The sequence below is a fragment of the Algoriphagus lacus genome (assembly GCF_003583985.1).
GTDB classification, from domain to species: domain Bacteria; phylum Bacteroidota; class Bacteroidia; order Cytophagales; family Cyclobacteriaceae; genus Algoriphagus; species Algoriphagus lacus.
This window is the reverse complement of the sequence record NZ_QXML01000003.1, coordinates 105,934-130,579: the sequence shown is the minus strand read 5'-3', so window position 1 is coordinate 130,579 and position 24,646 is coordinate 105,934. Positions and strand designations below refer to the sequence as shown.

The following is a 24,646-nucleotide window of genomic DNA, read 5'->3' as shown; positions in this document are numbered from 1 at the left end:
TTTGAGTCTCGTGTAAACTTTTTAAAAAATGATTTACATCAACAATTTTCAAACCTCGCTGAGAGTAGCAGCAATTGTTTTCTCGTAGTAAGCTACATATTGAGGCAAAATCTGATCGATGTCAAACTCTTTTGCCCTAGCTAAAGCCCGCTCCTTGAACCCGGGAAGATTTTCATCCGCCAAAATAATCCTGGCCTTGGCAGTCATATCTTCCACATCTCCAACTTTACAAACAAAGCCTGTCACTCCGTCCAAATTCAACTCAGGAATTCCCCCTGCATCGGAAGATAAGACCGGCACCTCACAGGCCATGGCCTCCAACGCCGCCAAGCCGAAACTTTCTTTTTCAGAAGGCATCAAAAACAAATCAGCAACGGAAAGCACTTCTTCCACTGCCTCTAGTTTTCCTAGAAAACGCACATCATCACAAGTGCCTAAGGTGCGGCACAGACGCTCCATCCGGTCACGCTCCGGTCCATCTCCCACCAATAGTAATTTGGCAGGCATAGTTTTTCTTACTTCATAAAATACGTGAATCACATCCTCCACACGCTTTACTTTTCGGAAATTGGAAGTATGTACGAGCAGTTTTTCGCCATGAGGACAAATGGCCATTTTAAAATGCTCCTTTCGTTGCCTTTTAAAACGCTCCAAATCGATGAAATTAGGGATCACCTGGATGTCTCTTTTGATGTCAAAATATTCATATGTTTCCCTCTTAAGGTCCTCAGAAACTGCAGTAACTCCATCGGACTGATTGATGGAGAAGGTCACCACCGGTTCATAACTTGGATCCTTGCCTACCAGCGTAATGTCAGTACCATGTAGGGTAGTTACAACCGGAATTTGAATTCCTTCAGTTTTCAAAATCTGCTTAGCCATGTAAGCAGCAGAAGCATGAGGGATGGCGTAGTGCACGTGAAGCAAATCCAACTTTTCATATTTTACCACGCTCACCATTTTACTGGCCAGGGCAAGTTCATACGGTGCGAACTCGAAAAGTGGGTAACTCTTGATATCCACTTCATGGTAAAACAAATTTTCACTGAAAAAATCCAGCCTCATGGGCTGCTTGTAGGTGATGAAGTGAACCTCATGGCCGACTTTCGCGAGACCTTTACCAAGTTCTGTGGCTACCACACCACTGCCCCCAAATGTGGGGTAACAGACTATTCCTATTTTCATTTGATACCGAGGATCGGTTTATGGGACTGGCTTTCTAACACGCTTTACTCCTTCTTTTGTTCAAAATAAGTTTTTTTTATGACCGCTTCGCTGAATGCTAAACTGTTGCATTTTGACAAGTCGATTTTTCCGTCAAAAAATCCTGATTATTTTTCCGATGAATTCAATCTGATCATGAAAAAAACACTGTTCTTTTTTTCCCTTTTAGGAATTTTCTGGGCTTGTCAGCCTGCTGAAAAAGCCGAACCAACCCTAGAGAAAATTGACCCGGCGACCCTTTGGGGAGAAAATCCCTGGCCTGAAATCCGCAAAAAACGGATTAATCAACTACTCCCCGAAGCTCTTAAAAATGCCAATGTGGATGTTTGGCTGGTTCTCTGCCGGGAAAATTACAACGATCCCATCGCGACCCATGTCGGTGGAGAAAATGCGAGCGGAACCGCCGCGTTTCTTTTTTACAACGACGAGAGCGGCTTTCACTCTTTGGTCTTTTCCCCGGATGGAGAAGCAACGGCATTGGACGATCTCGACATCCACGAGAAAGTGGAACGGGTCCCTCGTGGAGAATCTGCTCTGCAAAAAGCTGTGGAATTTATCAAGTCAAAGGGATTTCAAAACATCGCGATCAACAGTTCGGCCAGCAATGAAATGGCAGATGGTCTAACCCACAGTCAGCACCAGGAATTAGCCAGTCTGATGGGGTCGGATGTCAAGAAGTTGATTTCCTCTGATGAACTGGTGTATGAGTGGCTTTCGATCAAGCTTCCTGAGGAAGTTGAAATCCTAAAAAAAGCAGCCCAATTAGCTTCAGACTTTCAGCATGAAGCTTATGCGATGATAGAACCAGGCAAAACCACAGATGCGGATGTAGCGAAATTCCTCAAAGCAAAAATGGCCGAATACGGAGTGACCGATGCTTGGCACCCCGACCAAAATCCAAATGTAAATTCAGGTCCCGACCGAGGCCATTCTCATGCCACGGATAAAGTCATCCAACCTGGCGATGTAATTCAGACCGATTTTGGAGTGAAACTGTACGGAATCTGGGTAAGCGACATCCAGCGATTTTCTTATGTCCTAAAAGACGGAGAAACTGAAGCACCTGCCGAAATTCTTAAATATTGGGAAAACGGAAAAGCCGGAAGCCGCGCTGCCTTGGGTGCCATGAAGCCTGGAGTAAAAGGAGAAGATGTCGACCGGGCTCAGCGTGACCTCATGGATGCCAACGGATCATTGTATGTGCCTTGGAGTACCGGTCACCCTGTCGGATATGTGGCGCATGATGTGGGACCAAACTTAGGGGGAGCAAGACTTCCACAGCCAAGACCTGCCGCCCAGAAATTGTTGAAAAAAGGGATGGTCTTTGCCTTTGACGGGTTTCACTGCTGGAAGCAGCCAGATGGCACCGAGAAAACCATTTCTGTAGAAGAAATGGCCGTGGTTACCGACACCAGTGCCGAATACCTCATCACCCCACAGGAGGAACTGATTTTGGTAGGAAAGAAGTAATAACGTCAGGAAACTAAAGATAAAGAAGGCTGGGCAACCCGCCTTTTTTATTTTATTTGGACGATCTACGACTCATTAAGGGAATTTTACTTTTCGAGGACTCTCAAAGTGTTGAAATCCTCAACTTAAAAATGTGTGGAAATCCAGGCAATCTGTAAGCTAAAAAAGCCTTGATTCCTGTGGCTTAAGTCTAAGGCCTATCAAAATCCTCTCCTTCTACAATTTTAAAATATTTCAATCTTCCAATTTTCCAATTGGCTACCTTTGCCCTAACCAAATCCTTCACCCGCTATGAACGAGCGCTACATGCAGCGCGGTGTTTCCGCCTCCAAAGAAGACGTCCACAACGCGATTTCCAAGCTGGATAAAGGTCTTTTCCCAAAAGCCTTCTGCAAAATCGTAGAAGATACGCTGGGCAACGATCCGGAATTCTGCAACATCATGCATGCAGACGGTGCCGGCACCAAATCCTCCTTGGCCTACCTGTATTGGAAAGAAACCGGTGACTTGAGCGTGTGGAAAGGGATTGCTCAGGATGCCATCATCATGAATACCGACGACCTGCTTTGCGTAGGAGCGATCAACAATATCCTGGTTTCCTCTACGATCGGAAGAAATAAGAATCTTGTTCCCGGTGAGGTCATTTCTGCGATCATTCAAGGAACGGAGGAAGTGCTCCAAATGCTTCGTGACAATGGAGTCAATGTGGTGCTTACCGGAGGAGAAACTGCCGATGTGGGAGATTTGGTACGCACGATCATAGTGGACAGCACGGTAACTTGCCGCATGCGTCGGGACGAAGTCGTTTCCAATGATAAAATTCAAGCAGGAGATGTAATCGTGGGCCTTTCATCCTTTGGTCAGGCTAATTATGAAACCGAATATAACGGTGGAATGGGCAGCAATGGTCTGACTTCTGCCCGACATGATGTGTTCAACAAGGTTCTGAAAACCAAATACCCGGAAAGTTTCGATCCGGCAGTTCCTGACAACTTGGTGTACACCGGAAAATACAATCTTACCGACCCTGCCCCCGGTGCTCCGGTCAATATGGGCAAGTTGGTGCTTTCTCCTACCCGAACCTACGCCCCGATTATGGTGGACGTGTTGAATTACATGCGTCCAAACATCCACGGTTTGGTTCATTGCAGCGGAGGTGCCCAAACTAAAGTGCTTCACTTTGTGGACAATGTCCATGTGATCAAAGACAACTTGTTTGAAACTCCGCCTTTGTTCCGCATTATTCAGGAAGAAAGCGGAACAGACTGGAATGAAATGTACAAGGTCTTCAACATGGGCCACCGAATGGAGGTCTATCTTGACGAGCGCTATGCCGAGGAGATCATAGACATTGCCGAATCCTATGGAGTAGAGGCCCAAATCATCGGACGAGTTGAGCCACATGAGGGCAAAAAAGTAACGATTCAGAGTTCGTACGGAACATTTGAGTATTGATAAAACTACCCTCTTGAGGGGAATTCGAAATCCAGCATTCTGAGCACGATGGTTGACATTTTGTAATCGATTTTAAGTAAAAAGTTATTGGTTATTGAGTTATTGGTTTAATGTTCAAAACTCCGTCGTAAATCGTAATTCATAAATCTTAAATCCCTTGCCTCGTTTTTTAAAAATTATCATCTGGATTCTCGGAGTTGCAATTCTAATCGGAGTCGCTACAATCACCACAGTAGATCGATCTCCGATTGCTGAACAGGACTTTTACCGAGAGACTTTCGAACAGTTAGAAAAAACACCTTGGCAGGGCTCTGAGGGTGATGTTTGGCTGGCGGGTTGGGGAAAAGCAAACGTAACGCCCGACAAACCGGTGGACTTGGTGGGCTATGCACCACGAGGACCCTATGAATTTGTCCAGGACAGCAGCTTCATTAAAGCCATTACCCTGAGCAACGGCAAAAGTCGGGTTTCCTGGCTTAATTTTGAGTTGCTAATAGTTCATCCTGCTTTAGCCAAAGCAGTGGAAGAGGGAGTGAAAAATGCCGGAATTGAAACCGATCAACTCTTGTTTACCGCTACCCACACCCACTCCGGATTGGGAGGCTACATGCCTGGTCCGATGGGCGAATTGGCCTTTGGCGGTTATGAGCAAAAAGTGGTTGATCTGCTGGTGGAGAAAAGCATCGAAGCCCTGAAAAGTGCCATTACAACACAGGATACTGTTTCGCTCAGCTATCGCAAAGTCGATGCTGGAATGTTTGTCGCCAACCGCTTTGTCAAAGACGGACCCTATGACCCTTATGTACGCCAACTGATTTTAACCAAAAAAGACGGCAAAAAAGCCACCTTTTTCACCTACTCTGCCCATGCTACCTGTCTCAGTTCCAAGTTTAAGGGATTGTCTGGTGATTACCCCAAGTACCTGACCCGGGCATTGGAAACAAGGGACTATGAATTTGCCCTCTTTGCAGCTGGCACTGTCGGAAGTCACCGTCCGCTTTCTCCCGGAAATACACCAGAGAAAGTGCAGGAGTATGCAGCAAGTCTCGACTCTGCCATTTGGCTTAGAATGACCCAATTTGCCACACTCAATTCCCCAAGAATCCTCCAATCCCGATTGGATATAGGCCTTCGAGAGCCGCACCTGCGGATTTCGGATAACCTTCGGATTCGTCCTTGGCTGTTCAACTACCTATTGGGTGAGACCAATCCGCACTTGGATATCACCCAAGTTGGCAATTTGCTATTGATCACTTCAAGCGGCGAACTTTCCGGAGTTTTCTATGAATCCTGGGAAAAATTAGCACAGGAAAAGGGACTAAATCTCATCGTGACGACCTTCAACGGAGGCTACATTGGCTACATTACTCCCGACGAATTGTATGACGAACACTACCACGAAGTACGTGAAACCAACTGGTACGGACAGGGAAATGGGCAGTACTTTGATCAACTCATCCAAGCGTTGATCGAAAAATCATCCAACTAAGCAAGCACCCACATTTGGGTACGAATCCATCGGTTTTCCCAGCTTTTTTCATCCACTTTCCGATAGCCTGTCTTTTGAAAAAAGGACTCGTAATCCGGCAGGTCCATGCGCGAATGAGACGTGACCAACCTGAAAAAGAGAATCATCAGCCTGAGTATTGTTTTTTGAAGAAAAGCTGTTGGAGGAAAAAAATCGCTGAATACCACCTTACCGCTTGGATTGAGATTTTCCCTTAGCTGGAGTAACAACTTTTCTAGTTGCTCATCCGACAGCGTATCCAGGACAAACGGGAGAAAAATGAAATCTGCTTTTCTCTTCGATTGAAACTCCCCCAATTGAAACTTCAACTTGCTTCCTGACAGATGCTTTTTAGCCAGTTTGAGCATGGCCGGTGACTTTTCCCAAAATTCCCCGAGGAGGTTTTCCTCCAAGCCTACATACGATTTCCCATCTCCCCCACCGATAATCATAATCGATTTCTCTACAATTGATTCCAAAAATGCACGATTGGCTTCCTTCAACACATTCCCGAAAACCAGATTCGAAAGCCAGGAATAATATCGTGCAATCCTACCATAGGCATCCTTCATAGGAACAGCAATAGCCAAGGAATCAGAAAAGCCGCCTCCATTCGAATTCGCTTTTCACTTGAGCTGAGTTTGGAATTGAAAAAGTTCAGGTAATGAACGAGACTCATCAGCAGGACTATACAGGAAAATGCCCGATAAAAGGAAGGCAAAAGAATAAATCCCGCCAAACTCAAAAAGATCAGTCCAAAGGCCAAGCGTCGTATCAATTCCAGCAGTTTTTGGGGTGGAATCGCCTGCGCAGCTGATACAAACCCTGCTGACTGATCCTGCTTTCGATCCAAAAAGGAAAGCATCAGGAGATTGAGAAAAGCCAAAAACAGATAGGCCCCGAAAAAGGCATAAACCTCCCAAATCCGATCCACGGCCTCGGCCCGAAGGAAGGGCATCCAGGAAATCCCCAACACGTAATAGACCGAGATGCTGAGTTCCTTCAGCCAACTCAACGCAGCTCCGGCTTTCCAGATCAAAAACCTGCTCAAAACAATAAAACCGGCCAAAATCCCGCTCAGCAACAGTTCGCGTCCTAACCCAAAAACCCAATAGGCTCCAACACTTCCCAACAGGACCGAAAGAAAAAGTGCCAAGGACAAGACCCTTCCGGAATCCCGGTGTATTTGATGCCGGGGAGAAAGATCCACCCCTTTCCTACGGGCATCCAGGAGATGGTCTAACGTATATATACTCCAAACAGCCAATCCAAGCAAGCCATAAATCCCCCACTCCAATCGAACATGCAGGAGCTCACTAAAAAACAACATCCCTGCCATAGCCCCAAAGACTACATCGATCGAAAGCCATGAAATGTATTGACTGAATTTTTGGAGGAACTTCATCGGATAAAAATAGAGTCCACAGCTGATAGACCACAGTCAACAGCAGATTTCTATTCAACTTTTTCTATTTTGAGCAAAAATAACCCCCAATTATTCCTAAATGGCTGTCGACGGTGAACCAAAGACAGTTGACCAAAAAGGCGTATGAAAAAACTTTCCCTCCTCCTCGCTGCATTTTTAGTAACTGTGTTCTCCTTTGCCCAAAGCCCTATCAAGGTCGCCTTTGTCGGCAACAGCATCACCCAAGGTCCCGGCAGGGACAATCCCGACTCATATCCCCTGCAGGTGGGAGCCTTGTTGGGCGATGCCTATGATGTCAAAAACTTTGGAGTCAGCGGCCGAACGCTTCTGAAAAAGGGCGATTTCCCGTATTGGAACGAACCTCAATTTCAGCAGGTAAAGGACTTTCAGCCTGATGTGATAGTCATTAAGCTCGGCACTAACGACTCGAAGCCTCAAAACTGGGCTCATAAGGCGGATTTTGTGAAAGACTACTTAGATCTAATTGCTGAGTTTCGGGCAAATATGCCTAAGGACGGCAAGGTCTATGTGATCATTCCGGTACCGGTCACCCGAGTTAACTTCGGCATCAACCCCGAGGTGATGAACAACGAACAACGACTCATGCTGATGGAGATCATCCAAAAGTCCGGTGCAGAGATGATTGACCTATACACTCCGCTGATGGACAAGCCCGAACTCCTTCCCGACGGGGTCCACCCCAACACGGAAGGCCTAAGCATCATGGCCAGGGTGGTGGCGAGACGGATTCGGCTGTGATTTTGGATTGGAAAAACCAGCCATCTGAAGCTGATTTGAGAATAAAAAAACTGGAATATGCCGTGGTGAGTGGAAACGCTCACCATGACTTTTTTATCCCTTTTGGCATCGAGTTATACAACCTGCCTAAATCCCTGTTTCGAAACCATCCAGACTTCGCACATTCTTTTCTTGCCAGTAGGCATAGATGCCTTCTTCGCCTTGTTTGGCCGACCAGGAATTGAGCGTTTCCCGCTCTTCCTTAAAGTCCATAAATGGCACTGCAAAACCACAAGATGTCTGAACCAAATCCACCGCCATTTCAATGATTTGCCTTGCTCCAGCATTGGCCGGAAACAGGCCAATGTATCGCGCATACTCTGAATCTCTGCGATGGAAAATTGTAGCAGTACCATACAACCTAAGGATCAAGGGCTTTCCTTCAAAGGCACAAAATAGAATGGTCATGCGGTTGTTTTTCAAGACATGTGCCGCGGTTTCATTTCCGCTGCCTGTCAAGTTGAGCCAGACAATCTTATTCGCATCAAGTACCCGAAAGGAATCCGTTCCCTTGGGCGACACATTCACTCTGCCCTCTTCCGCAGCGGTACCGACGAAGAAGACCTTTTGCATGCCAATAAATTCCTGAAGCTCAGGCGTGATGGATTCGAGTTTCTTTCCCATAGGATTTAAATTTCGTTTAGCCCAAAGTAAGGTAGTTTCCTAAACCAAAAACAAAAAAACCACAGCCTTTGGAGCTGTGGTTCTACTTTGTGATCTATTGTGATTATTTACCACCTAAAGCTTCAGCACCGGCAACGATCTCGAGGATTTCGTTGGTAATGGCTGCCTGCCGGGTACGGTTGTACATTAACTTCAGTTCTTTCAGCAAGTCACCGGCGTTTTCGGTTGCCTTATCCATCGCAGTCATTCGGGCACCATGCTCGGAAGCGTTGCTTTCCAAAATAGCCTTGTAAAACTGTACTCTCAACGCCTTTGGAACCAATTCCTCGATGATGTATTCACGCGAAGGCTCAAGAATGTAGTCAGTCTCAGTTTTTCCAACTTCAGTAGACTCAGCAGGAGACATCGGCAAAAACTGCTCGGTGCGGATAATCTGAGTGGCTACGTTTTTGAATTCATTGAACACCAAAAACACCTGATCAAACTCACCCGCCACAAAAGCATCCATGGCATGGTTTGCCGCTACACGAATAGCATCGATTGATAAATCATGAAACAGAGTAGAATACTGATCGATCAGGGAATATTTTGTCTTTCTGTAGTATTCAAAAGACTTTTTGCCAATCGGCATAATGGTCACGTCAACTCCGGTAAACTGCTCCCTGATAGCCAAATTGGTTGCCTTAATGACATTGGTATTGAAAGCACCGCAAAGACCTTTATCAGAAGTAACCGGAACCAAAAGCACCTTTTTCACTTCACGCTTTTGGGCGTAAACAAGATCAGTCGCACCTTCGGATGCAGCAGATACATTGTTCAGAATAGTAGTCAACTTCTGAGAGAACGGACGCATCTGAATGATTTTGTCCTGTGCTCTTCTCAGCTTGGCGGCGGACACCATTTTCATGGCCTTGGTGATCTGCTGTGTGGAGATTACCGAGTTGATCCTTTGCTTTACTTCCTTAAGGTTAGCCATCAGTGATTGCTTTGTACTTATAGAAATCCGGTGAGGTCACCCTCACCGGGTATTTTCAATTATTTACCGTATTTAGGAGCAAGTTCAGCAGCTGCAGTTGCAAGAATTTTTCCTGCACCGTCTACATCACCTTTCAAAATCAACTGCAATGCTTCCGGATAAGTGGAATCAAGCAACTGATAGAATTCCTTCTCAAACGCTCTTGCTTTCTCAACAGGAACGCTGTCCATCAATCCTCGGGTAGAAGCGTAGATGATCGCTACCTGATGTGCCACTGATACCGGCGCATACTGTGGCTGCTTCAGGATTTCCTGGTTACGACGACCTCTTTCGATGGTGCGCTTGGTCGAAGCATCCAAATCAGAACCGAACTTTGCAAAAGCTTCCAATTCACGGAACTGAGCCTGATCAAGCTTCAAGGTACCGGCTACTTTCTTCATGGATTTAATTTGCGCGTTACCACCTACTCGGGATACGGAGATACCTACGTTGATTGCAGGACGGATACCGGAGTTAAACAGGTTGGTTTCCAAGAAGATCTGACCGTCAGTAATGGAGATTACGTTAGTCGGAATATAAGCAGACACGTCACCGGCCTGAGTTTCGATAATCGGAAGTGCTGTCAAAGAACCGCCGCCTTTTACCAACGGACGGATTGAATCAGGAAGATCATTCATCTGCTGCGCGATCGCATCAGACTTGTTGATTTTCGCAGCTCTTTCCAACAATCTGGAGTGCAAATAGAATACGTCACCTGGATAAGCTTCACGTCCTGGAGGTCTTCTCAACAACAAAGAAACCTCACGGTACGCTACTGCCTGCTTGGAAAGGTCATCATAAACCACCAAGGCAGGACGTCCGGTGTCACGGAAAAATTCACCGATCGCAGCACCTGCGAAAGGAGCGAAAAACTGCATTGGCGCAGGGTCAGAAGCCGGTGCGGCAACGATTACGGTATAAGGAAGTGCTCCGCCTTTTTCCAAAGCAGAAACGATACCTGCCACAGTAGAAGCTTTCTGTCCGATAGCTACGTAGATACAGAAAACAGGCTCGCCTTTCTCGTAAAATTCTTTTTGATTGATGATCGCGTCGATCACAACAGCAGTCTTTCCAGTCTGACGGTCACCGATAACCAATTCACGCTGACCACGTCCGATTGGAATCATGGCATCGATAGACTTGATACCGGTCTGAAGCGGTTCGTTTACTGGCTGACGGTAGATTACACCTGGTGCTTTACGCTCCAAAGGCATTTCATACATTGGACCGGAGATAGGACCTTTACCGTCGATTGGATTACCTAAGGTATCAACCACTCTACCAAGCATGCCTTCCCCCACTTGAATGGAAGCAATTTTCTTGGTTCTCTTAACGGTATCACCCTCTTTGATCTCTTTGGAATCACCAAACAATACGGCACCTACGTTGTCCTCTTCCAAGTTAAGTACCATCGCCTTCATTCCGTTGTCGAATTCGAGCAATTCACCGGCTTGGGCTTTGGAAAGTCCATAGATTCGGGCTACTCCGTCCCCTACTTGGAGGACTGTACCTACTTCTTCGAGTTCGGCTGCAGTTCTGACACCCGCGAGCTGTTCTCTCAGGATTGCCGAAACTTCATCAGGTCTTACTTCTGCCATGTTATCGTCTATTAATGCTTTTTTTAGATTTTACTTTCGTAATGGTTTTCAGAAAACTGAACGCGCAAAGCTCTCAATTTACTGCTTAGAGACTCGTCAAGCTGACGGTCATTTACTTTTAGAATAAATCCACCTATCAAATCAGGATTAATTTTTTCAGAAAGCTTTACTTCTTTCATTCCGGAGATTTCTAGAACAATCCTTGAAAATTCAGCCCTAAGTGCATCATTCAAAGGAAAAGTGGTAGTTACCTCAGCAACTTGAATGTGATTATGCATCTGATATTGAACCTGAAATTCTCTGGCAATGTCAGCCAATACTAATTCTCTGTTTTTGCGACAGATAATTTCAAAGAATGACATGGTTGCCTCAGTTGCCCCTCTTTCTTGATAAAGAGCCTTCAAAATCTTCAGCTTTTTGTCAGAACTGATGATGGGATTCTTCATCGCAAGTTCCAAGTCTCTGTTAGACCTGGCCATCTTGGCCAAGTGAAGGAAGTCCTGATAGACTTCTTCCAATTGACCTCTTTCAATGGCCAATTCCATCAAAGATTTGGCATAAGCGTATGCAACTCTATGATTTGACATGAGGACTTAGTTAAGCTTAATATCTTTTACGAATTCGTCTACGAGTGCTTTTTGTGCCTTTTCGTCTGACAAAGTTCTTCTCAATAATTTCTCCGTTACTTCAAGGGTAAGAATAGCCACTTGGTTTTTAACCTCAGTAAGCGCTGCCCTTTTTTCCGTTTCGATTACCGCTTTAGCATTTTCAATCTGTTGAGCAGCAACTTTAGAAGCTTCGATTTTGGCGTCTTCAATCATCTTTACAGAAGCCTCTTGGGCTTTTTTCAAAATGGTATCACGCTCCAGACGCGCCTCCGCTAGCAGTTTTTCATTATCTGCTTTCAGATTAGCCATTTCATTTCGGGCTGATTCGGCAGCCTTCAAAGCATTTTCGATGCTGCTTTCACGCTCTTCCAATGCGGCAAGCATAGGCTTCCACGCAAACTTGATCAGAATAAAAAGCAAACCAAGGAAGCCGAAAAGCTGCCAGAAAATAAGACCGGAACCTGGGGTTATTAAATCCATGGATAGATATGGTTTATTTCAGATTGTTCAATAGAAAATAAAGAAAAGGGAAAGGCCTAGCGCCAATCCCTTTCCATTGTTTTTAGCTGATGCCCGCGATGTTAAGCGCGATCAACAAGCAAATTACTGCTGCGAACAAGGAAACCACCTCGATCAAAGCGGCAATGATCAACATTGCACCCTGAATCTTACCGGCAGCTTCAGGCTGACGAGCAATAGATTCCATTGCCTGACCACCGATACGACCGATACCAAGTCCTGCGCCAATCGCAACAATACCAGCACCGATACCAGCTCCCATAAGAGCGAAACCAGCGGACAACAAGATAGACATTAACATAAGAGTTAGATTTATAAATTGAACAAAGAAATTTCTAATTAATGGTGATCATCATGTGCATGTTCTGCCACAGCCCCACCAATGTACATAGCTGTAAACAGCGTAAATACATAGGCCTGAATCGTGGCTACTAGCAATTCAATGATATTGATAAAGGTCACCATGATCGTACTTACAATTCCAATGGTGTACGACTCGAAAATGAAACCTAAAGCAATAAATCCAAGGATTACAATGTGCCCGGCAGTGATCGCCACAAATAGACGGACCATCAAGGCAAATGGCTTGGTAAACAAACCGATAATCTCCACTGGCACAATGATCAGCAACATGGGAATTGGAACTCCAGGAGTAGCGAAAACGTGCTTCCAGTAATCTTTATTTCCACTGACATTGGTAATGATGAACGTCAAAACTGCCAAAGTCAAGGTCACTGCAATATTTCCGGTCATGTTGGCCGCACCAGGCAAAAGTCCAAGAAGGTTACCAAACCAAATAAACAGGAATAGAGTAATCAAATAAGGAACGTACTTCTTGTATTTCGGACCGATTGATTTGTGGGCAATTTCATCACGCACAAAAATCACAATAGGCTCTATGATCGCTGCAGCACCTTTAGGAGCTACGGCTCCGTTCTTTTTGTAATGAGATGCTGCTGATAAAGAAACATAGGCCACTATGAAGATCACAAGGAACATCATCACCACATTTTTGGTAATGGAAAACTCCGTAAAGCTTGCTCCGTCTACTCTACCAAGGTGATCATGGTCGTCGATGAAGTAACCTTCATGGGCGTATTCCTTTCCAAATGCATGAGTTTCATGATTTTGGAAATCGGTAGACATAAAAAATTCCAATCCACGGTCCGCAGAATAGACAATGACTGGAAGCGGAAGCGTAACGTGTGTATGTCCGATCGTAGCAAAGTGCCACTCATGGGAATCCACAACGTGATGCATGATAAAGCTAGTCTTGTCTTCCTCTGATCCAGCTGCGAAAGTGGGGCTGGAAAAACCCAGCAAAAACGCTGATAATAAAAGACTTAGGGCCAATAGTTTGCGCGTCATCAACTCTTCTTTTTGAGGGCTACTTCGAAATCGGCCGCAAGTTAGACAGAAAGGCGTAGATATCAAAAACTAAGTAAAACAAAAAAACTATAAAGAAATCCGCGATAAACAGAATAATATTCTCCATTCCTGGCCAAACCTCCAATCCTATAAAGACTAAGGAGGCAATGAATCTAAGAATCATTGCCAAAACCATGATTTGAAAAAAATTATCCGGTAAAGTTTTCAGTAAAAATGAGTTGAGCAAACTGATCAAAAAAGATAAAATCGCCATGAACCCCACAATCTCCCAGATTTTGGAATGAATTATTACCGGAAAAACCAATTGTAGGATAAAAACCAAAAGAACCAGGGCAACAGTAGCCAGAAGGAAACGGATATGAATGTTTTTAGGAAGGCTCATTATCAAATTTTTGCCCAAAAGTACCTGATTTTTTTACTCATCGGGTTGAGTCTTTCAGCCTTAAAATTCGAAAATGCCAAAGAATGAGTAAACTGACCTGACAATGCCATGACAGAAGCTATGGACTGTTGTCTGTTGATCTTTATTTATCCCGCTTCATGGAAATCCAAAGCTGATAAAAGGCAACAAAGACCGAAAAAAAGCAAAAGACCAGAATCCAAACGGGAAACTTCATATCTGAACGCTGCTGAAGCCACCAACCGAAATAGGTACCGGCACCTATAATTCCAAACAACTGGAATGATAGCCCAATGTATTTGACAAAGACTGGGGGACCTGTGTCTTCGTCCTTCTTTTTGACCTTTTGATCATCCATACAAAGTGAAATTATCTAAAATATTAAGGAGAGACTACTTCAAATCGGGGTTTTGGTACGATTTGGGATTTGGAAGCGTTCGGTAAGTAAGGTAAAAAGTCTATTTTGGTACTGAAATTGGGTAAATTCTGAAATGAGAAGATTTTCCGGACTGGCTGTAGTCATATTTATTTTTATCGGGGCCTGTTCCTCTGAGCGAAACACCTTTACCAATAGGGCTTTTCACAACCTCACCTCTCATTTCAATGCCTATTATCTGGCTGATTCCAAAATAAAGGATGTAGAGAACCAGGTCAAAACCAATTACAAGGAAGATTTCACCCAAGTTTTGCCCGTATTTATCCCGATCGACTCAGCCACGATTCAGCAGAACAAAGAAAAGTTGGACTCTGCCCGGGAACTTTCCTCCAAAGCCATCGACTGGCACCGAATATCCAAATGGGTAGATGACAGCTATTACCTTTTGGGGAAAATAGACTACCTCCAAGCGCACCAAGATGATGCACAAAATGCATTTAAGTATGTTAACAGCACAAGCAAAGACAAGGACCTCCGTCATCAGGCCCTCATCAGCCTTCTACAACTTTATGTGGATCGGGGGGAATATGAAAATGCAAACTTCACGATCGATTACCTCTCCAAGGAAACTGAGATCAGTGATCCAAACCGATATACGTTATTCCGCACTTTAGCCTATTATTATGAATCCCGGTCTGATCAAAATGGAGTGATAGGTGCGCTGGACAGGGCGGTGGAATATGCAGAAGATAAAAAAGAGGAGTCCCGGATTAATTTCATTCTGGCACAGCGGTATCAGCGGGAGGGACTGGATGCTCTGGCTTATGATTATTACCGAAGATCCTTGGACGGCAATCCTCCTTATGAACAAAGTTTTTTCGCGACGCTCTATGCCCAACAGGTAGCCGAACTTAATGCGTCAAAGGATCTGAAAAGGGTAAGAAATTATTATGATGACCTATATAAAGACCCAAAAAATAAAGATCTAAAAGATGTGGTGATTTATGAGCGGGCACTTTTTGAAGAAAAACAAGGCGACATCCCCCTAACACTTGACTTACTTCATCAGGCAGCAAAAGAACCCGGAACCAATCCAAGGCTGAAAGGATACATTTACCAAAAATTGGCTGAATTGAACCTGAGTGAATTCAAGGACTTTCGTGCTACAAAATATTACCTTGATAGCGCACTCACCTTTATAAAGGAAGACGATCCGGTAGCCCTTGCGATTCAAGAACAAAAAGCCACCCTTGATCAATACGTTTTTCATGTGGAGCGAATTCAGCTAAACGATAGTTTGCTGAAGGTAGCTGAAATGGGCCCAGAGGCGCAGATCATGATCGCGCAAAACTTCATAGAGGCAGAAGAAGAAAGGCTTGTCAAAGAAGCCCAGGAAAAATCGCAACCCAAAACCACTAATATTTTTGACAACCTTCTTGCTTTCAGCGGTAAGGATTCCGGTTCAAGTTTTTACTTTGACAATGGTGCAGCCATGCAGCAAGGCGCCATTGAGTTCAACCGAGTTTGGGGTAACCGCCCACTTCAGGATAATTGGAGAAGAAGATCTGCGATTTTTCAAACTTCTACACAGCCCGAGCCCACTCAGGGAGGTAGAGATTCTTTGGCTTCGGGTGAAAATCCAATTTTAGCCGGTTTGCCAACATTGGAAAGTTTGCTGGCGAAAATCCCTAATACTCCTGAGCAATTGGATCAAACCAACTCTCAACTGGAAGAATCCTATTTCGAGTTGGGTAAACTTCTCTATTTTGATCTGGAAGAAACTGATCAAAGCATTGAAAATCTGGAAACGCTGATCATCAGGTACCCCAACACCATCAAAAAACCGGAAGCTTACTACCTTCTTTATCTTGGACAGAAAGACACAGGAGGCAATTTTGAGCAGTATGTGGGAAGATTGAATCGGGAATATCCGGAATCGCAGTACACCTTCTCCGTAAACAATCCTGACGCTGCTTCAGGTAATTTGGCCTATGTGGAATCTTCAAAGAGATACGAAGAAGCGTACAATGCTTATTATGCAGGAGAGTATCAGAAGACCCGACAATTGGTCAAGTCTACACTGGAGGAATTCCCGCTTACAAGGAACACCGAAAAATTGCTTTTGCTCGACATCATGGTTACCGGAAAGATTGAAAGCCGTGAACGATTCAAAGAACGGCTGGAAACATTTATCCAAAATACCAAGGATGAGTCACTGGTCAGTTTGGCAAGGAATATGCTCCGTCCCTTATTAAGTACCGAAGAATTAGCTGCATTGGCCCCAAAGGATAGTGTGAATGTGGATTCAACGCTTGTCAATGCAAATCTTGAAACTGAAAATCAGGGAAAAGAAATTCCGGCAGGCTCCCCATATAAGGTTAACGAATCCCAAACGCATATCTTTGTGATCGCATTGAGTCCTTCCGAATCAGAGACAGCAAAAAACCTTCTGGGTGATTTGGAGAATTTTCACTCCAAAAACTTCCCAAATGCACGGCTTCGTACCGGCAACATGAATATGAATCAGGAAAATGCGATTTTCATCATTAGTCCTTTCTCCAATTCAGAAAAAGCCAAAGAATATTACCTGAAATTTTCAGAGGAATTCAAGTCCGAAGGTTTACCTGAGGAGATAAAAAGAAATGCCTTCTTTATTTCGATTGAAAATTTCCAGATCCTTAATAAAACCAAAAACATGGAAGAATATCGCACATTCTTCCGCAGCTTGTATCAGTAAAAATCTATGTCCAAAACTGCCAAACCCACCATACCTGATTGGGCCGGTAAAACCATAAAATATCTCTGGATTGCGTTTTTCGGGGGTCTTGTTTTCTTCATCCTATTTGTTTGGATGGTCAGCATCAATTTCCTCGGATTGTTTGGGACTTTGCCGGATTTTAAAACTTTGGAGAACCCAGAAAGTGAACTTGCATCTGAACTCTATTCTGCGGACGGTGTCCTTTTGGGAACCTACTTTCGGGAAAACCGAAGTCCTGTAAAATACGAGGAGCTCTCCCCGAATCTGGTCAATGCATTGATTTCGACAGAGGACGTTCGATTTGAAAGCCACTCAGGAATTGATCTGATCGCCATGATGCGTGTTTTTGTCAAGTCAATTTTGCTCGGACAGGATGCCGGAGGTGGATCAACCCTCAGCCAACAAACCGCCAAAAACCTCTTTAAAACCCGTACAGATGCCAGTCAAGGCGTGTTAAGTTCTATTCCTGGATTGAGAATGTTAATTATCAAAACCAAGGAATGGATAGTAGCAACTCAGTTGGAAAAAGCTTACACAAAAAATGAGATTCTAACTCTGTATTTGAATACCTCTGAATTCGGCTCCAACGCTTATGGAATTAAGACCGCAGCCAGCACTTTTTTCAATAAAACTCCTGCAGAACTGAACGTTCAGGAATCAGCTGTATTGGTGGGCTTATTTAAAGCGCCAACTTATTATAGCCCAGTTTTTAACCCTGAAAATTCCCTTCGAAGAAGAAATACTGTTTTGTACCAAATGGTTAAAAACGACGCGCTAACAGAAGATGAATATGATTCGATAGCTGCTTTACCAATTGAATTGGATTATAGGGTACAAAACCAAAATCAAGGCTCTGCAACCTATTTCAGGGAAATTGTAAAGGCTGACTTGCTCAAATGGACCAAGGAAAACTTAAAATCGGACGGTTCATCATATGATTTGTTTGGAGATGGATTGAAAATCTATGTGACCATCGACAGCCGAATGCAGCGCTATGCAGAAGAAGCAGTCGCTGAACATATGTCTGAATTACAAAAAGCATTCTTCAAAGAAATGGGTACTAGAGATCCTTGGATTGATGAAAACTGGCAAGTGATCCCAAATTTTATTGAAGATGCAGTCCGGAGGACAGAAGCCTATAGATTGCTAAAAACTCGATATGGGAATGATACAGATTCCATCAATCTAAAGCTGAACGAGAAGAAGCGGATGAAGGTATTTTCTTGGGAAGGAGAAAAAGACACCCTAATGAGTACCATGGATTCCCTGAAGTATTACAAAAAATTCCTACAGGCAGGATTCATGAGTATGGATCCACACACCGGCCATATCAAGGCTTGGGTTGGTGGAATGGACCACAAGTACTTCAAATTTGACCACGTAAAGCAAGGGAAGCGGCAGCCTGGTTCAACTTTCAAGCCTTTTGTCTATGCCGCTGCGATCGAAAACGGATACAGTCCTTGTTATTCTGTGATTGACCAACCGGTGGAAGTATACATCCCCGGTCAACCGGCATGGAGTCCATCAAATGCTGACGGAAAATTCAGCTATGAAAAAATGACCATCCGAAAAGCGATGGCCCAATCCGTCAATTCAGTGACTGCCTATATGATGAAAAAGCTCAGTCCAAAAATTGTCATTGAGACGGCTCGAAGACTTGGGATTACTAGCGATTTGGAGGAAGTACCCTCTTTGGCACTTGGAGTGAATGACGTTTCGGTGTATGAAATGGTTGGTGCCTTTGGCACTTTTGTAAATAAAGGCGAACACACCACACCGTATTACATCGATCGGATCGAAGACAAAAACGGGAATGTAATTCAACAATTCACCCCGAAAAAGAAACCGGCGATGAGTGAGGAACATGCTTACTTGATGACCTACATGTTGAGAGGGGGATTTGAAGAAGAAGACGGAACTAGCCAAGGAGTGCCTTGGACTCTCAGAGAAGGAAATGAACTCGGAGGAAAGACAGGAACTACTCAGAATGCTTCAGACGGCTGGTACATGGGAATAAGCAAGGATTTGGTTTCCGGCACTTGGGTTGGTGGCGATGACCGGGCGATTCACTTCCGCTCTTGGACAGCAGGTCAGGGTTCAAGAACTGCACGACCGATTTGGGTGAAGTTTATGAGCAAAGTCTACGCGGACCAAAGTCTTGGAATCACCAAAGGCTCATTTCCAAGACCAGAGAGACCCCTGAGCATCGAAATTGACTGTGATAAATATGAACAAGACAGTCAAAAGTTTGCAGACTTCGATTACGATGCGAAAAAGAATGACTTCTGACCTCAGCAAAATAATTATCATCTAAAGAAAAAACAGCCTGATTCCCGGGCTGTTTTTTAATTTTATCCCATGCAGTCTTCATCATTTCTTCCGGAAGAACACCATTCATTACCCGATCAACCGGGAGTATACAAATATTTTAATTCCGAAAATGAACTGATTTACGTCGGTAAAGCCAAAAGTCTAAAAAAAAGGGTCGGGAGCTATTTCAATAAAAACACAGGTGTAAATCTCAAAACCCGACGCATGGTAAAGGAGATATGCCGGATCGAAATTACACTAGTCGACAGCGAATTGGATGCGTTGCTTTTGGAAAACAATCTGATCAAAAAGACACAACCACGTTATAATATTTTACTGAGGGATGATAAGACCTATCCTTATCTTCTAGTGACCAAAGAAAATTTTCCAAGGATTTTCCCCACCCGGAAGATGATTCCCAAACGGGGGACTTATTTTGGTCCTTTTGCCAGCGTCAAAGCAATGAATAATGTCCTTGACCTGATCCGGGAACTTTTCACAATTCGGACTTGCAACCTGGATCTTTCACCCTACAAAATAGATGAAGGCAAATACAAAGTTTGTCTGGAATACCACATCGGCAACTGTCAGGGACCATGTGTAGGACATCAACGGGAATCAGCTTACCTGAAAGACCTTGAACATGCCAAACACATCCTGAAAGGTAATTTAGGAGTAGCTAAAACCTACTTCAAACAGGAAATGCAGGCTTTTGCAGAAAACCTTGAGTTTGAAAAAGCTCATAAAATGAAAGAAAAGCTGGATCTGCTGGAAAAATATCAGGCAAAGTCTCTTGTCACCAGCCCAACAATAAACAATCTGGACGTATGCACCTTGGTCTCAGATGAAAAAACAGCCTACGTCAATTACATGAGGGTGAAAAACGGGGCAATGATTACTTCAAAAAATGTCGAGTTGAAAAAACGCCTGGATGAAAATGACGAGGAACTTTTGATTACTGCTTTGGTCAGATTACAGGACCAATTTCAAAGCGATGCAGAGGAAATCCTGATCAATATAGAACCGGAAAATCCTATCGAGGGCCTTAACCTATCTGTACCCAAAATAGGGGACAAAAAGAAACTCATAGAATTATCCCTTAAAAATGCACTTTACTACAAGAAGGAAAAGGCATTATTACAAGGACTGAACGAGGATAAAAAAGATCGGGTAATCCGAAAACTCCAGCAAGACCTTTCCCTTCAAGAAATACCAGATCATATTGAATGTTTCGACAATTCAAACATTCAAGGAACCAGTCCTGTGGCCAGTATGGTCTGCTTTTTGAACGGAAAACCTGCTATTAAAGAATACCGGCATTTCCATATTAAAACTGTGGAAGGACCAAATGATTTTGCCAGTATGAAGGAAATAGTCACACGTAGGTACAGTCGATTAATTGAAGAAGGCAAACCGTTTCCAAAGCTTATAGTCATAGACGGTGGAAAAGGGCAGCTGTCATCAGCAATTGAAGCGCTCCAGGAACTTGGAGTTTATGGAAAAATGCCCATCATAGGAATAGCAAAAAGACTTGAAGAAATTTACTTTCCAGGGGATTCTTATCCGGTTCATATCGACAAAAAGTCCGAAAGCCTCAAATTACTTCAGCGTATCCGGGATGAAGCACACCGGTTTGCAATTACTTTTCACCGGAAAGTCAGAAGCAAAAATGCCTTTGGAACCCAATTGACTGGGATACCAGGGATCGGAGAAAACACAGCTGATAAACTCCTAAAACACTTTAAATCAGTGAAAAATATAAAATCCGCCACGGAGAGTCAGTTGACGGAGGTAATTGGATCGAGTCGTACAAAGGCACTTTTGGAATGGTTGGAAAAAAATAAAGGGGCCTAAGCCCCTTTTATTTTTACCATTCCCAGAGGGAGTTTTCGAATTCAAGTAATTTGTATTCAAATGCCAACGAATTGAGGTACGCCTGCATCTCAGGACTCGGGTGATCCGCATCCACCAAATCCGCTATCAATGCTTCATCCGGATTTGTGAATCTTCGAACAACAGACCTAAATAACCTTGACTCGAAAGCTTCATCATAAGTCAAACTTTTTGAGATGTTTTGAAAATTGATCCATCTGGCATCGGGATGATTTTTGAAATAATTCACGAAATCCTTGTACCTGATGAATGCGATAGACTTCTGACCGGCGTTTGCATTCGTTTGTGAAGGCATTACCAATTCCACGTATTTTATATCAAACACTAAGTCAGAGTGATGTCTGTCAAATACAAAGTCTTCTCTAAAATCCAAATAGTACAATTGCTTTACGAAAATAGAATCACCATTTGCAGAGATCCAGAAATTATCCTGAAACTCTGCTATAGAAAGAGGTTTGGTGAAGTCAGCATCAGCAAATACTTCCAATGCATTTTCATCTACAACAGCTTTATAAATGTGATTTATAATGCCATTAGCCTTGTTGTCACCTGAGCCATAAAGTGAAAGATTGTATTTCTCTCTCAGGTCAATTCTTCTCCACACCGAGATTTGATACATCTTATCATCCTCACGGATTCTTTTGGCTGAATTAATGGTGTCCATCGCGAACTGTCGGTCTCCGAAACCTGAGGGATTGACACTGGTGGCAACCTGTGCATTAGCACTTACCGAAGCAAGTCCAGAAGCAATAAGAATTACCAAGAAGATGTGTTGCACAAATCGTTTCATAACTTTTCGTATTTACTTCAAACTCCAATTATTTAATTGGAATTCGTATAATTTCTCTTTGCTCAGAGTTGATTTTATTGCCTCTGAAGTTTGTACGGGTAACCTGCGTGACTCTGATTACGATGTCATCGCCTGGACGGGCACTCTCGAGAAGTGATCTCATACCTGAACCAATAGGAACAGTAGCTCTTGGAACTTCACTTCTCAAAAGGATCAATTCACCACCAGTTACATCAAAATTAGAGTCTTTGGACATTGTGCGTGCGAACGTAGGTTCTGGCAGAGCTACAACCTTCAACCCATTCAATGTATTCAATGCTTGAGCTTGACTCAAATCCAGTTGCTGACCATTTCCACCAAGCGCACGGATAGTTGGAGCTGGAACTGGCTTAATATCAAACGCAACATCTCCGATTTTATTTCCGCCACTGCTCACACCAATTGTAACCTTTCCAGATGCTCCGGGAATTACGGTTACTTGTCCAGGCTTATTCCCTTTAATAGACTGACCATTACTGATAGCAAATTCTGGAGAATAAGTATTGCCCAAGGCAGGAACTTCTATCATCAATTCGTTGGCACAATCAGCATAAAGTTGTTGTACAACTTCGGAAGAAACCTTAATAATTGGCTGGGCAACGAAGTATTCATATTCCACAGGGATTACTTGGTCTTCACCACCAACATTGGTGATAATTTCACCCTTCAACAACTGACGCGAAAGTCCTTTGTCATCATAGCTTCCGGCAGGTGGAACAGTAAATTCAACTTTACCAAACCCGTTTTCAACAGGAACTGATCGACCTCCCAAAGTCATTGTAGGCGCCGCAGAAGAAGAGGCTGAAGCAATAAACATGTCGCCTTGGAACTTAGTGCCTGCAGCTACTACATTAGAAACAGCAGCTATTTTTCCTTCAAGAATATCGGCTTTGAAATAGAAAGAGCCAATGGAAGAAGTAATAACACCTAAAGCCTCACTCTCAATATTTAAAACTTCATTTTGATATTGAGAAATAAGGGCTATTACAGCACCAACGGGAGACTTCACAAAGTTCAGATTCACAAAACTTTTGTTTCTAGCCTCTCGGTCATTGGCAAAAAGTTCGATATCCTTAGCATCTCTGGCAATTGGTTGGAATGTCAAGTCATTAATTCCAATGCCTTTCATAATGTTGGAAATCTGAGTGGGATAGGCATTAAGCTTTTCCTTAAGTTCTTCCCCCTTTCCATTGTTTGCAAACATATTACCAGGGACTTCAGTGTTCTTTAATGCCGCATTAATGAAGTTACCTTCTTCATTTTTGGCATTTGCCTGAACAATCAATTCCTGCTTAAGCTCCTCGAGATAGGTAAAAATTTCCTTCGTAGCATTCCTTACTTCCTGAGAAGCTGCAACCTTAGGGACATCCCTTGGATTATTTCCCTGTTCCTCAACAGTCGCTTTGATCGAATTGACTGTAAACTCATTTTTTGAAATGTAATTTCTGGAAGTTCGCTCCATCCCATCATTGATGAGGACGAACTTTTGGAGAATCTGATTACTTACCTGGAGGGCCAAAAGGGCCGTCAAAACCAGGTACATCATCCCGATCATCCGCTGTCTAGGTGTTTCTTTAGCTCCTGCCATCTTTCTAGCTTTCGGTTATTTAGATGTTTGGGTAAAAATTAACCTTTCATAGCGGATAGCATTCCACCATAGATTTTGTTGAGAGAACTTACATTTTGATTCAACTTAGCCAACTCATTTTTGAAAGCCTCAGTTTCTTTTCCAGCTTCCGTCAAACCTTGCATTGCTGCGGTCATGTTGCTGTAGAACTTATTTAATGTCTTCACGTGGCTATTAGCATCCTGAAGTTCCATTTCGTACACAGCATTGAGGGCTGACAAGTTTTTGGTTACTGTTTGAACTTGAGCATGATATGCTTTTGCATCTTGGGAAGCGGCAGACATTTCAGTCAAAGCTGCAGCAGTTTTACCATATGATACATTCATATCAGCCAAAGTTTTTGCAGCTGATTTTACGTTAGTGGCGTATTCATTGGTCGCAACAGCCGCGTCAGATAGATTACCCATCTTTTCTGCTGATGTAGCTAAGTTTTGCATACCCTTCCCAAGACTCTCGATCAATTCTGGGCCAATTTTGGCTTTCGTAAGCATGTCATCCAATTTGGCAGAAACATCGTCACCTTTAGATTTTTTTGGCGCCCCTTCGGCTAGCTCAGGATAAATTTTGCTCCAGTCCATTTCCTCATGTCTTGGCTCAAAAGAGGACAAAAAGAAAATGATAGCCTCTGTGGTCAAACCTACCCCGATCATGATATTGGCACCTTGCCAATCGAGGATCTTGAACATCGCACCGAGGATTACGACTGCGGCACCAATACCATAGATTTTTGGCATTATGTCGCCGTAAAACTTTGTTTTAAAAGAGTTGCTGTTGCTAGCCATTTTGATAATTGTGAATTAAGGTTTAGGTTTTTCTTTTT

Annotated in this window: 22 protein-coding genes; 7 read left to right on the top strand and 15 right to left on the bottom strand. The window is 43.6% G+C overall.

Going from position 1 to position 24,646, the window contains the following annotated elements; genetic code table 11:
- Positions 1-48: 48 nt before the first annotated feature.
- A complete protein-coding gene (gene bshA, locus D0X99_RS07685; protein WP_119477098.1) occupies positions 49-1,185 on the bottom strand; it encodes an N-acetyl-alpha-D-glucosaminyl L-malate synthase BshA in 1,137 nt (378 codons plus the stop codon).
- Positions 1,186-1,359: 174 nt separating this feature from the next.
- On the opposite strand from bshA, the gene D0X99_RS07680 reads away from it, so the two are divergent.
- The 3 genes from D0X99_RS07680 (at position 1,360) to D0X99_RS07670 (ending at position 5,638) form a co-directional block, all read left to right on the top strand.
- The gene (locus D0X99_RS07680; RefSeq protein WP_119477328.1) at positions 1,360-2,694 is read left to right on the top strand and encodes a M24 family metallopeptidase; all 1,335 of its coding nucleotides are present in this window, start codon (positions 1,360-1,362) and stop codon (positions 2,692-2,694) included.
- A gap of 291 nt (positions 2,695-2,985) precedes the next feature.
- The gene (locus D0X99_RS07675) at positions 2,986-4,149 is read left to right on the top strand and encodes an AIR synthase related protein (RefSeq protein ID WP_119477097.1); all 1,164 of its coding nucleotides are present in this window, start codon (positions 2,986-2,988) and stop codon (positions 4,147-4,149) included.
- 157 nt (positions 4,150-4,306) lie between these two features.
- Positions 4,307-5,638 carry a neutral/alkaline non-lysosomal ceramidase N-terminal domain-containing protein gene (locus D0X99_RS07670; protein ID WP_119477096.1) on the top strand — a complete coding sequence of 444 codons (1,332 nt, stop codon included), beginning with the start codon at positions 4,307-4,309 and terminating at the stop codon, positions 5,636-5,638.
- On the opposite strand, the gene D0X99_RS07665 is transcribed toward D0X99_RS07670, so the two are convergent.
- Positions 5,635-6,246 (bottom strand): methyltransferase domain-containing protein, encoded by a 612-nt coding sequence (locus D0X99_RS07665; RefSeq protein ID WP_158587687.1) that lies wholly within the window; start codon positions 6,244-6,246, stop codon positions 5,635-5,637. The two genes, D0X99_RS07670 and D0X99_RS07665, sit on opposite strands and share 4 nt — an antisense overlap.
- A complete protein-coding gene (locus D0X99_RS07660) occupies positions 6,225-7,061 on the bottom strand; it encodes a hypothetical protein (RefSeq protein ID WP_119477094.1) in 837 nt (278 codons plus the stop codon). The genes D0X99_RS07665 and D0X99_RS07660 overlap by 22 nt, the downstream gene beginning before the upstream one ends.
- 144 nt (positions 7,062-7,205) lie before the next feature.
- Between D0X99_RS07660 and D0X99_RS07655 the strand changes: the two genes are divergently transcribed.
- Positions 7,206-7,841, top strand: coding sequence for a GDSL-type esterase/lipase family protein (locus D0X99_RS07655; protein WP_119477093.1), 636 nt, complete (start codon positions 7,206-7,208; stop codon positions 7,839-7,841).
- Between the two features lie 126 nt (positions 7,842-7,967).
- Here D0X99_RS07655 and D0X99_RS07650 read toward each other — a convergent pair whose 3' ends face one another.
- The 9 genes from D0X99_RS07650 to D0X99_RS07610 all read right to left on the bottom strand — a co-directional run bounded on the left by D0X99_RS07650 (position 7,968) and on the right by D0X99_RS07610 (position 14,391).
- Entirely contained in the window at positions 7,968-8,504 is a 537-nt protein-coding gene (locus D0X99_RS07650) for a pyridoxamine 5'-phosphate oxidase family protein (protein ID WP_119477092.1), read from the bottom strand.
- A 103-nt stretch (positions 8,505-8,607) separates the two neighbouring features.
- Positions 8,608-9,480, bottom strand: a complete 873-nt coding sequence (gene atpG, locus D0X99_RS07645) for an ATP synthase F1 subunit gamma (RefSeq protein ID WP_119477091.1) — start codon at positions 9,478-9,480, stop codon at positions 8,608-8,610.
- Between the two features lie 59 nt (positions 9,481-9,539).
- Positions 9,540-11,117, bottom strand: a complete 1,578-nt coding sequence (gene atpA, locus D0X99_RS07640; RefSeq protein WP_119477090.1) for a F0F1 ATP synthase subunit alpha — start codon at positions 11,115-11,117, stop codon at positions 9,540-9,542.
- Positions 11,118-11,140: 23 nt separating this feature from the next.
- Entirely contained in the window at positions 11,141-11,704 is a 564-nt protein-coding gene (atpH, locus tag D0X99_RS07635) for an ATP synthase F1 subunit delta (RefSeq protein ID WP_119477089.1), read from the bottom strand.
- A 6-nt stretch (positions 11,705-11,710) separates the two neighbouring features.
- The gene (locus D0X99_RS07630) at positions 11,711-12,205 is read right to left on the bottom strand and encodes a F0F1 ATP synthase subunit B (protein ID WP_119477088.1); all 495 of its coding nucleotides are present in this window, start codon (positions 12,203-12,205) and stop codon (positions 11,711-11,713) included.
- An 82-nt stretch (positions 12,206-12,287) separates the two neighbouring features.
- Positions 12,288-12,545, bottom strand: coding sequence for an ATP synthase F0 subunit C (gene atpE, locus D0X99_RS07625; RefSeq protein ID WP_103924583.1), 258 nt, complete (start codon positions 12,543-12,545; stop codon positions 12,288-12,290).
- Between the two features lie 38 nt (positions 12,546-12,583).
- A complete protein-coding gene (gene atpB, locus D0X99_RS07620) occupies positions 12,584-13,612 on the bottom strand; it encodes a F0F1 ATP synthase subunit A (protein ID WP_119477087.1) in 1,029 nt (342 codons plus the stop codon).
- Positions 13,613-13,631: 19 nt separating this feature from the next.
- The gene (locus D0X99_RS07615) at positions 13,632-14,015 is read right to left on the bottom strand and encodes a hypothetical protein (RefSeq protein WP_119477086.1); all 384 of its coding nucleotides are present in this window, start codon (positions 14,013-14,015) and stop codon (positions 13,632-13,634) included.
- 142 nt (positions 14,016-14,157) lie between these two features.
- Positions 14,158-14,391, bottom strand: a complete 234-nt coding sequence (locus D0X99_RS07610) for an AtpZ/AtpI family protein (RefSeq protein ID WP_119477085.1) — start codon at positions 14,389-14,391, stop codon at positions 14,158-14,160.
- A 133-nt stretch (positions 14,392-14,524) separates the two neighbouring features.
- Here D0X99_RS07610 and porW point away from each other — a divergent pair, with 133 nt between their 5' ends.
- From porW to uvrC, 3 genes are all read left to right on the top strand, one after another.
- Entirely contained in the window at positions 14,525-17,146 is a 2,622-nt protein-coding gene (porW, locus tag D0X99_RS07605; RefSeq protein WP_119477084.1) for a type IX secretion system periplasmic lipoprotein PorW/SprE, read from the top strand.
- A 6-nt stretch (positions 17,147-17,152) separates the two neighbouring features.
- Positions 17,153-19,456, top strand: a complete 2,304-nt coding sequence (locus tag D0X99_RS07600) for a penicillin-binding protein 1A (protein ID WP_119477083.1) — start codon at positions 17,153-17,155, stop codon at positions 19,454-19,456.
- A gap of 69 nt (positions 19,457-19,525) precedes the next feature.
- Positions 19,526-21,331, top strand: coding sequence for an excinuclease ABC subunit UvrC (gene uvrC, locus D0X99_RS07595; protein WP_119477082.1), 1,806 nt, complete (start codon positions 19,526-19,528; stop codon positions 21,329-21,331).
- 13 nt (positions 21,332-21,344) lie between these two features.
- On the opposite strand, the gene porN is transcribed toward uvrC, so the two are convergent.
- The 3 genes from porN to porL are packed head-to-tail and all read right to left on the bottom strand — an operon-like array spanning position 21,345 to position 24,608.
- Entirely contained in the window at positions 21,345-22,160 is an 816-nt protein-coding gene (gene porN / locus D0X99_RS07590; RefSeq protein ID WP_119477081.1) for a type IX secretion system ring subunit PorN/GldN, read from the bottom strand.
- A gap of 28 nt (positions 22,161-22,188) precedes the next feature.
- The gene (gene porM / locus D0X99_RS07585) at positions 22,189-23,787 is read right to left on the bottom strand and encodes a type IX secretion system motor protein PorM/GldM (RefSeq protein WP_119477080.1); all 1,599 of its coding nucleotides are present in this window, start codon (positions 23,785-23,787) and stop codon (positions 22,189-22,191) included.
- Positions 23,788-23,825: 38 nt separating this feature from the next.
- Positions 23,826-24,608 (bottom strand): type IX secretion system motor protein PorL/GldL, encoded by a 783-nt coding sequence (gene porL, locus D0X99_RS07580; protein ID WP_119477079.1) that lies wholly within the window; start codon positions 24,606-24,608, stop codon positions 23,826-23,828.
- Between the last annotated feature and the right edge of the window lie 38 nt (positions 24,609-24,646).